The organism is uncultured Mucilaginibacter sp. (assembly GCF_903913935.1).
Lineage (GTDB): Bacteria > Bacteroidota > Bacteroidia > Sphingobacteriales > Sphingobacteriaceae > Mucilaginibacter.
Map to the genome: position 1 here is coordinate 1 of NZ_CAIWNH010000333.1, position 9,734 is coordinate 9,734.

The window sequence follows — 9,734 nt, forward strand, 5'->3', positions numbered from 1 at the left end:
AGAAAAAAAGAAGCAAAAAAAGAAAAACGTGTTAGGATGTGGAGAACGCTCTGCGTTCCCCACATCCTAACACGACAAACAAGCAACAAATAGTCTTAACTTTATAAAAAAAAGTGACAACCTTTTCCAGTACGACTCACGCGGAACATCCCGGAACAGTGTGAAACACGTTCATTATCAGTGTGTTTCATCTTTTAGCAACTCGTCCAACTTGGCTAAGTGGTTGATAATCAACTAATATTAAATTTGCTTTTTTGTCGACATTGATGCAATTTACTGATAATCAATTATTTCCTGTTTCAGGACTGCACCCAGGTCCTGAAATGAGTTTACACTTGGGATACGTCAGCGGGACGCTGACAGGGGTTTGGGTTGAAGTGGGACACTTGAACCGGCGGGGGTAAATTTCAATACATAGAAATATATAAGCGGGCCAAATGCCAACGAAAGCTGCAGCGGCAACCGTGTATCGATGCCTAAGATACGAGCGGTTTATCTTTTTGGTGAACCCTAACAAAAAAGCAAAATTCAGCCCGGTAAACAGGATGCCCATGGCGGCCACGTCGTAAAGGTTAATATAGGAGGTGTGGAGATTCACGTGTATAAATATCGGGAAGATTTTAGGACTTTGTAGCCCAAAAAAAGGCACACAATAAAATTAGAACTTACGTTTTACTAATTATATTAGTACCTTAAACTTGTGAATATGAGTGAATACAACATAAACCCTTTGAATGTATCCGTTGAAAAGATATTTTCAGAAAGCGACATATCTGCAATAATTCAAGAAGCGGAATTAAATATCGATCAATATTTAGGTGGAATGTTCATTAGCGGCGAAGCAACCGAAACGACCATTTTAACAATTTCTAAAAACAAACAATTGATATTTGTTGAAGGAAATGCAGAAACAGGCTACAACCATCTGAAAGACCGGCATGGCTATTTTTCATTTCAAAATTATTGGAGAGAGGGTGATGATGGTTTATTTAAGTTAGATGATCCGAGTAAATTCAATCCTAAAATGATGCCGTTTGTCAATTACATTGAAATAGCGGAAAACATATTTTGTATTGGAAACAAAAATTCGTCTAAAAACAAACGGCCTGATGTATTTGATATGTTTACTGGCATGTATAGTTTTTCTAATGAAGAACCGCAAAAATATCATCTTTTAACCTATAAAGACACCAAAATTGTTCACACATTATTCCCTGATAAGAAAAAATATAATCCCCAAAAAAAGATAAAATATGGCAAAGGGGTTGTGACCAGCGAATTAAGATTTCCTGAAGCCGTGAATGATTTATTAGTCCCCTATCTAACCCATAGAGGAATAATAATCTACTCGATTTTAATAAGAAAATTTTATAACGAACAAGTAGAAAGGATATTTATTCAAGCGCATGATGAAAATGGAGAGGTCAAAGAAACTTTTTTATTAGGATACAGGCACTTCGACGATTTCGAACGATTTGAAAACGAAGAGATGTTACAATTCCAACACGCAAATTTGTATGAATATGAAAATATCATTAACGAAATTGACACAAAAAGGAAAATGGCTAACCAATAAATGATACCAAAATCTTATAAGACTCCCATGAGATAATCTTCCAAAGCAATTAAAAGCATTATCAAGCTTAGCTTGTGTAAATTTGGCATGTTTTCCTTAAATTTGTACGCGATAACAGTATATTTGTAAGAACCTAACACTTTTCCATTGCAGATAATCAACAATCGTCCTGGCCCCAATCATCGTTCAAAAGTAGCAGACTGTTTCAAATGTTCAGATGAAATAATAATTGTAAGTCCTTTTATTTCAGCGGATCTTAGCTTTTTCCCGTTCGATGAATTAAGACATTTAAAAAAAATCACACTTATCACAAGATTGAGGGAGTTTACGAGAGATCAATATGAGAAGGTGGGGTTTTTTGTTTGTCTGTATGAATTTGGGAAGGAACACAGTATCAATATCGAAATTCTCATTGATAATGTACTTCATGGTAAAGTTTATATCGGAAGTAATAAAGGTAAATTTAGAGAAGCGATTATTACCTCTGCCAATTTCAATAAGTTTGGTTTAGAATTTAACAATGAATGGGGCGTTTGTATAAATGAAGAGAGTTTAATTGAACAAATGGCTGTAGGCCTTTTCGACCGGATAACTCTCCAGCCATTAACAGAAGAAGAAGTAAAAGTCTTCAAAAAGGAGCTTGAGAAAACACCTATAAAAAAAGGCAAAAAAGAAGTCGACTTGAATCTTGAAAAGTTGCTAAAAAAGAAACCCAACCCGTTACAAATTCCTGTTAAAACTATTTATTGGCTCAAGCCAATAGGTGTTACTGGAGATATTATTCCATGGGGTGAGTCATTTAATTCTTTTCATTCCAATCTTCACTTTTCAAAAAGACCAACTGGAATTAAACAAGGGCATATTATAATTGCTTATGCTGTTGGACACAGAAATATATTATCCGTTTATCGGGTCGTATCAGACTTTAAGCCGAGCGGTAGCACGAGGTGGCCATATTTTATTATCGGTGAAAACCTAACCCCCTACTACGGCGATCAATGGCACCTACATAAGATAACAATTACAAATCAAAAAGATGAAGTTCTTGCAAAAAAACTCTTTAATATAACGCCAAGTGGAATGAACTGTTATGGCAGTTTAATGCGCAGTGCTGACAAATTAAATATCACTTCGGAGTTTGGAAAATTTCTTATTGATAAAGTTCAACTAATAGACCAAAAAATAGCAGAAACTCAATAATAACAAAACGCATGTATCATATCTACCATAATAGCCTTGATGAAGGACACAGTTACGAGTCATTTTCGGAACACTTCTTACAAATTTGCCAAGAACATAAAAACGAAAAACGTGCGATGGCGTTTGCATTTATATTATATGATCTGGAAAACCCTCAATTGTCGAAAGTATTAAATGATAGAGATTACTGGATGGCTCTTAATGAAATATCAGGAAAGCATCTAACAGTTTTTAGTATCCATTCCAAAGTAAAGAGACGAGTGCGTGCGAGAACATCTTATCAAAATGATAACCTTATTCAAATATCGACTGCTATTCCCAGCTTCGAAAATCCTTCGATTAGTACTAACACATTTATAAACCGATATTTTGGCGATACTATTTCCGTTTCTTACCCGGCACTCTTATTTTTCCAAGTAAATAACGAGCAAATCACTGATGCGTTAATAATTAGTTTAAGAGCCACATTGATTGAAGAGTCATTTTTGGAACTAAAAAAATATATTAGTGCGGCGTGTGATGCTCTTGAAGCGATCGATGATGATTATAAAGAAAATTACAAAGAAATCTTCGACCAACTTGAACTTAGTGTTAAAAAAATAAAACAGATTGGTAACATTAAAAGAGTTTTAGGACAAGGTAAATCAATATTAAGTATTCTTAAATTAATTAAGGTGATATAATGCACATCACATAAAGTATCTAAATTCGTATGGCTTGTTAATCAATTTATTCATCCTTTTTATCGTGGTAGCTAAAGAATGCGCATACCCTAATGTAACCGGCAAGCGGTCATACAATGCGTCATGGTTCCAGTTCATCTTTGTTAAACCGAGTATTGCCTGACAATTCCTGTCCCAACCGCCGTCGCCCGCGAAGCGCCTAACCAAAATTGGCGATGGTATATTCTTGCCCTCTTTAAAAAAATTCTTACTATTCAATACAACATTCCCTTGCGTCCATAATAAAACCTCCTGCGGCCCTATTTGAACATATGAACCTCTGTTGAGTGGGAAATTATCTGCACCTTTTACTCCCGCTTTATCAATGTAATGAATCCCTCTCCAATTCGTGTCTTGCACAATTTGTAAAAGTTCGAGATTAATGTTTCCTGGGATCGCGTCGAACGCTCCATCGATTTCATTCTTCGTAAAATGGGTAGTTTTGTGTACGATTAATCTTTCGGGCCTTTTGCCCGCGTGTTTTCGTTGATAAAGTTCCAAGCTTCTGGACATCAGTTTTCTCATTTCCGCCCGTGACAAAAACGGGTTGTCTCCAATTCTTGCCTCGATCTCTGTCGCATCATAAGCTATAAATTCCAACCCTGTGCCATCCGCATCAAATACTTGACTACAGCATGTTGTAAAATCATATTGATTAGTATTGGGGTTTAGCCGGGTTGCGTAACTCAATCCAATGAATGCAGAATTTTGATCTATCGAAGACAATTTCCAAGGGATACCTCCAGCTTTGACGTATAATGCAATGGATAACCGCCACATAACACTACATCTACATTTATATTTTATCGCACTGCTTTCTCTTAAAACCTGACTGGCAATATTTTGTATAGCTGTCGTCGCTTTAATGAAATCATGTAAATCAAAGCCTGTAATCAGGTCTTCAAATCCGGGCGACCAATACTCCGGCAAATAGATCATTAATACATCATAATCTAACACTCTTTTAGCCATTTCCCTGATAGCACCGCTTATCGCTTCACTCAAGGAAACATAAGGCTGAACGCCCTCTTTAAAGACATTTTCCGTTCGTAACGATATAGAAAGACTCTCTGTAACTAATTCAGCCTTTGTCTTGAATATGGTTTCAATTCCAGTAAATTCTTCTAAATAATTAGGCCTTTCTTTCGGAACGTGGGTGGAATGAAGTTCCCGAACAAGGTTTTCAAGTATTTGATAAGAACCCTCTGGATAAATTGCCGCAATTCTTATTTTTCCGATTGGGTTTAATTTGCTTGAAAAAGGATTAAAAGCTCTTAATCCTTTTAAAGGGTGAATGTCCTGAGCATTTGACAAAGCTTCAAATGTAAGCTTAGGTTCAGGTATGACTTGATATGCAGGGAATTCCATCGATTTTAATGGGATTTAGTAAATGCCGTACTTCTTGAAAGCTTAAATGAAGCATTGATTCCGCTAATCGGCCTTTGGTAGGCTGTAATAGTAATTTCTTTGTCTGTACCGAACAAAACATTCAGCCAACTATTGAGGATTGTATCATATTTCAGATTGTACCACCGGGCTGTAAATTCCTTAACAAATGGGGCAACAAGTTTACTCTCGGCTCGCTCCGATGCTTTTGAGGCAATTATAGTTGGAGTAAGTATAAGCAGTGGTTTTGATAAAACATATTGGATATTTATTTCAAGAGCCACAACCCACGTCAAACGTGATCTTGGTACAGTACCTGAGATTGTTGCTAGCACAGTTTTTAACGGGTTGAAGATCGGGTCTAATAATTTCTTGGGGTCAGGAAACAAAAGATGCCTTTCCCGTCGTTTCGATGATCTAAATGGTTTACCCTCAACTAATGCCTTCAACAAGGATGCTGTTATCAAACCTTTCATAGAAGAATCATCATACATGAGATCCTTTTCGGTTATTTGAAATAGTTCGGTATCGTAATCGCCATAGTCACTGAAAGCTTTCTTGAAATCGTCATCAGAGCCGAAACCAACAATTCCCGCTTGTTTTCTTATTGCCAATATTGGCGTTCCGCTTTTAGTAATATGCTCCTTTATATCTTTGGTATTACCAGCATTGCATTTATATAATCTTGCAGTTGCGGGGTAATCCAAAATAGGGATGGCATTTAATCGCAATAGTGGATATTTTCGCCCAAAATCAGGAAGCGGTTGATTAATTATTCTGTGATAATGTTGGTTTAGATTTTCATAATCCTCTTGGGGTATATTGTCAAACCCCTTGATTAAATCCGCCCAAGCTGTGTCAAAAGTTTCGATTTCTACAATTTCCGCTTGTTTGCCGTTTGATTTTGCTGCATCAATCAAGTCTACAACTTCTTTTAACGGTTGACTGCCTGCTCTTGTGAACCAAAATAATCCGTTTGAAAAAGAACTTGATTTATTTACTGATTCGTTAAGAACCTCCATTATCGATTTATCTCTACCGCTATAACCCATTACGCAGAGCCCGTTTGTATCTAAAGAAATAGATAAAATGTCTCGCAGTTTTTTATCCTGACTTTGAAGTTCATTCGTGGTATTTTTAATCTTATCTGAAAAGTAATCGCCGTGAAGTTTTACAATGAGTGGCCGTTTTCCTGTTTGGAAAAACTTGATGCCGTTATTCCCACTATCTAAATCAGCAGCATACCAACTTTCAAGTTTTTGAAATTGTGAACTTGCAATATTTTCAAAAGCCTTATCAAAATTGGTAGTAAAAATCAAGTTTAGATACCCGTGTTTCATTAAGATGCCCATCACCTTATGTCCATAAGTTAATTGCATCCCGGAGGTTTGTTTTGCTATATATTCACTTCGATCTCTTGCTGACGAAAACGCACGTTCAAAATAAAAAGAATACTCTTCGGAACTATCAAAAGGAGGGCAATTTCCTTGTGTATTAAAATAATTCTGTATCTGTTCTCTTATCCCTGAATCCGTTAAATTACTAAACAAAGACAATGGGTACGCTTGTTCAGCACAATATATTCGTCTTTTGAAGTCCCAAGTAAGATCATAAGCAGAGGGAACTCCCGCAGATACTGAACTTCCAGCACCAAATAGCCAAGCCAAACCACTTGCTCTCAGAGGGTAAAATTTAACAAATTCAGATAATGATATTGCCACCGACAAGGTTTTAAAATAATGTGAGAAAGAACGCAAGTTAAATAGAAATTGTAAAAAAGATATTAAACTGAAATTTTTAGTTTAAAAATAATGCGGTTCAAATTGAAAGAAAGTAAAACATTTCGATTTTACGTCGTCGCAGTATCTCCAACAGCCCCCTGCGCTGTATTTCCGCCTCACCCGGCAGCCCCGGCCCGGCTTGGCAGCCAAAATACACGAATAGAGACGCCTCTCACCCAAGCACGCGGCGCAGGGTCCCTTCGGAGACCCTGCGTGGAAAACAAAGTTTCAAGTCGAAAGTCTTGAGGCTTTTGATTTTTATTGACTATTATCTAAATTTCCTGCCAAATAACTAGTTCCCGTCCCCTGTTTTTGAAGTTTGCTGTTGCTGCTGATCTTTCTTATTAACAAAAGGTAATTTTTTCCAGAAGGGTTGCTGGCTGTCAGGTACTGCAACACCCTCATTCCAGTTGGTAACTGCGGTGAGGTCGCCGTTGGGGTTCCATGTTTTCCACTCGCCGTCTTTAAGGCCTCTTTTAAAATAGCCTTCTTCTTTTAAGTTTTTATCAGGATAAAAAGAAATATAATGCCCGTTTAACAACTGCCCGTTATAGCCGCCCTGGGTTGAATGGATCTTGTTATTTAAGTACCAGAAATAGTAACGGTCGTTTTTTATTTTAGGTTCGGTTTTAAATGGCAGCACGTCAGCGCGAATCTCCTGGGTGGTGTCAATGATCCTGATCTGGCTGTAATCGGCATCGTCTGTTACTTTTTTGTTGTCATTAACCGTGCGTTTGTCGTTGTACTTTCCGGGGCTGCTGCTGGTAAAATCGCTGGTACGCTGGGCAAAGACTTTACCAACGGAAAACAATAATATAAACAAGGCTATTTTTTTCATGCGGATGATTATTGCAGGTTTGACAATAATAAACAGCGATGGTTTAAAATAGAATTTTGAATTTATACGAATTAAACTTTGTTCGTTGATGAGTGTATCCTGACCTATTTTAGGTGTACGATTATGAAGGCTTGCGGAAACGTTGAGCGTGACCGTAGCGTTTTGGTTTCGCAAACAGGCATCTACGGTAAAAAAGGCGGTATTTACCTGACAGCTTATTTAGCTTTCTTTAGCCGATCCTGGTTTTAATTTCCGGTATAAAATAGCTTGCTGACAGCCTTTTTCTGAATCTTATCATTAAACCGCGGTGAATTTGATTTTAAAAGCGGCCAGCGGGGTGATGCCTGAGAATTTAGTCGACTTTCTTACCGTATTTGCTGACGTAGAAAAACACACCGCCAACAAATACCATGATGATGCCTACAAATATAGGCCATTTAGCAACCATGTCGCCGTTAGGGCTTATCGTCATAGAATCGGAATCAACTACATTAACTACCGATTTGTAATAGATAATTAAACCGATGGTTACGATTACGCCTGCTATAAAAAGAAGTATGCTGAATTTTTTCATTGTATTATGATTAACCGCAAGGATGTTGATTACGGCGGTAAAGGTATAAAAATTTCAAATTTTAATTTATCAATCGCATAAATTCTTTAAAATTTTATGGCTTATTTTGAGATACCATTATTATTTTTAAAACAGCATAGCTTCAAATCAACAAATTGTCAAAGTAAAAATTATGGAAAGAAGAACGTTTATTAAACAAAGTTCAATTGCAGCCGCAGGTTTAACATTATTGCCGGCCGGGAGCCTTTTTGCATCCAATAAGGATAAAGTGCGGCTGGGTTATATTGGTGTAGGCCTTCGTGGCCGCAGCCATATAGGCGAAGGGTTGCTGCGCGACGACGTTGATATCGTAGCGATCTGCGATACCCAGGAAAGTTCATTGAAATATTGCCGCGAACAATTCACAAAAGCCGGGAAATCATTACCACAGGAGTATACCGGCGGCCTTGACGCTTATAAACGATTGCTGGACCGAAAAGACATTGATGCTGTCATCATCGCAACGCCGTGGCAGTTTCACCATCCGCAGGCTATCGATGCCATGAAGGCTGGTAAATATGTTGGCTGCGAGGTAATAGCCGGCTTAAGCATGGATGATCACTGGGAGCTGGTGCATACCTCCGAAAGTACAGGTATGCCTTATATGACCCTGGAGAACGTTTGCTATCGCCGGGATGTGATGGCTGTTTTAAATATGGTGCGGCAGGGCCTTTTTGGCGAAATGATCCATTATGAAGGTGGCTACCAGCATAACCTGCGCGAGGTGCTGTTTAATGATGGTAAGCATTTTGCGGGCCACGGGGTTGAATTCGGTCCGAATGCCTTAAGTGAAGCACAATGGCGTACCCAATTCAATGTAGACCGCAATGCAGATATTTACCCAACTCATGGCGTTGGCCCCTTGATGCATTATGCGGACATCAATGCAGGCAACCGTTTTACCAACCTGGTATCTTTCAGCTCAAAGGCCCGCGGTTTGGCAGCCTACGTGGAAGAATTGGCCCCCGGTAACAAAAATGCAAAGATCAATTACAAAAATGGCGATGTGATTACTACGATGATCAATTGTGCAAATGGCGAAACTGTTTTGCTTTCGCATGATACCCATTTGCCAAGGCCATATTCGCTTGGTTTCAGGGTTCAGGGCACCAAAGGGCTTTGGATGGATGTCGCCAAAAGCGTTTATATTGAACACCACAGCAAAGAAGAAGACGAATGGGACGGAGAAGATGATTGGTTTAAAAAGTACGATCACCCGCTTTGGAAAAAATACGAAACCAATGCCGAGGGCGCAGGTCATGGCGGTATGGACTGGTTTGTGTTTAACGCTTTTGTGCAGGCCGTAAAACAGGGCAGGCAAACACCAATTGATGTTTATGATTCGGTTACGATGAGCGCTATTACACCATTATCAGAAAAATCAATAGCCGAAGGCAATATGCCGCAGGCCTTCCCTGACTTTACCAAAGGCAAATGGGCAACCCGAAAAAATTCTTTTGCGCTGGATGACAGCGGTTTTTAATTTTTTTACATAACCGGGGCTGAATTACTAAACAAATACGGCCCCATTAACGTATAAAGGCAAAGATCAAATTTTTGCCTTTTTTTATGCATCCTGAGATAGAAGAAATTATAATGAATTTCGACTTTGAGAACC

Annotated in this window: 8 protein-coding genes; 4 read left to right on the forward strand and 4 right to left on the reverse strand. The window is 38.3% G+C overall.

All coding sequences use genetic code 11. The features are described from left to right. The first annotated feature begins 706 nt into the window (after nt 1-706). From QZY09_RS13135 to QZY09_RS13145, 3 genes are all read left to right on the forward strand, one after another. Entirely contained in the window at nt 707-1,576 is an 870-nt protein-coding gene (locus QZY09_RS13135) for a hypothetical protein (RefSeq protein ID WP_295673058.1), read from the forward strand. A 147-nt stretch (nt 1,577-1,723) separates the two neighbouring features. After that, nucleotides 1,724-2,776 carry a restriction endonuclease PLD domain-containing protein gene (locus QZY09_RS13140; RefSeq protein ID WP_295673059.1) on the forward strand — a complete coding sequence of 351 codons (1,053 nt, stop codon included), beginning with the start codon at nt 1,724-1,726 and terminating at the stop codon, nt 2,774-2,776. Between the two features lie 11 nt (nt 2,777-2,787). Beyond that, the gene (locus QZY09_RS13145; RefSeq protein WP_295673061.1) at nt 2,788-3,459 is read left to right on the forward strand and encodes a hypothetical protein; all 672 of its coding nucleotides are present in this window, start codon (nt 2,788-2,790) and stop codon (nt 3,457-3,459) included. A 6-nt stretch (nt 3,460-3,465) separates the two neighbouring features. On the opposite strand, the gene QZY09_RS13150 is transcribed toward QZY09_RS13145, so the two are convergent. From QZY09_RS13150 to QZY09_RS13165, 4 genes are all read right to left on the reverse strand, one after another. Further along, nucleotides 3,466-4,866: a hypothetical protein gene (locus tag QZY09_RS13150; protein ID WP_295673063.1), complete on the reverse strand. Its 1,401-nt coding sequence runs from the start codon at nt 4,864-4,866 to the stop codon at nt 3,466-3,468. A 5-nt stretch (nt 4,867-4,871) separates the two neighbouring features. Further along, nucleotides 4,872-6,605, reverse strand: a complete 1,734-nt coding sequence (locus QZY09_RS13155) for an SIR2 family protein (RefSeq protein ID WP_295673064.1) — start codon at nt 6,603-6,605, stop codon at nt 4,872-4,874. A gap of 352 nt (nt 6,606-6,957) precedes the next feature. Further along, complete coding sequence (locus tag QZY09_RS13160; RefSeq protein ID WP_295673066.1) at nt 6,958-7,503, reverse strand: hypothetical protein; 546 nt, start codon at nt 7,501-7,503, stop codon at nt 6,958-6,960. 352 nt (nt 7,504-7,855) lie between these two features. Then, on the reverse strand, nt 7,856-8,077 hold the full coding sequence (locus QZY09_RS13165) for a hypothetical protein (protein WP_295673068.1): 222 nt from the start codon (nt 8,075-8,077) through the stop codon (nt 7,856-7,858). 172 nt (nt 8,078-8,249) lie between these two features. Between QZY09_RS13165 and QZY09_RS13170 the strand changes: the two genes are divergently transcribed. Beyond that, nucleotides 8,250-9,599 (forward strand): Gfo/Idh/MocA family oxidoreductase, encoded by a 1,350-nt coding sequence (locus tag QZY09_RS13170; protein ID WP_295673069.1) that lies wholly within the window; start codon nt 8,250-8,252, stop codon nt 9,597-9,599. Nucleotides 9,600-9,734: the final 135 nt, after the last annotated feature.

Excerpts from the sequence above, each read along its gene's own strand:
- QZY09_RS13165 (WP_295673068.1), bottom strand. The coding sequence starts at position 8,077 with ATGAAAAAATTCAGCATACTTCTTTTTATAGCAGGCGTAATCGTAACC.
- QZY09_RS13160 (WP_295673066.1), bottom strand. The coding sequence starts at position 7,503 with ATGAAAAAAATAGCCTTGTTTATATTATTGTTTTCCGTTGGTAAAGTC.
- QZY09_RS13135 (WP_295673058.1), top strand. The coding sequence starts at position 707 with ATGAGTGAATACAACATAAACCCTTTGAATGTATCCGTTGAAAAGATA.
- QZY09_RS13170 (WP_295673069.1), top strand. The coding sequence starts at position 8,250 with ATGGAAAGAAGAACGTTTATTAAACAAAGTTCAATTGCAGCCGCAGGT.
- QZY09_RS13145 (WP_295673061.1), top strand. The coding sequence starts at position 2,788 with ATGTATCATATCTACCATAATAGCCTTGATGAAGGACACAGTTACGAG.
- QZY09_RS13150 (WP_295673063.1), bottom strand. The coding sequence starts at position 4,866 with ATGGAATTCCCTGCATATCAAGTCATACCTGAACCTAAGCTTACATTT.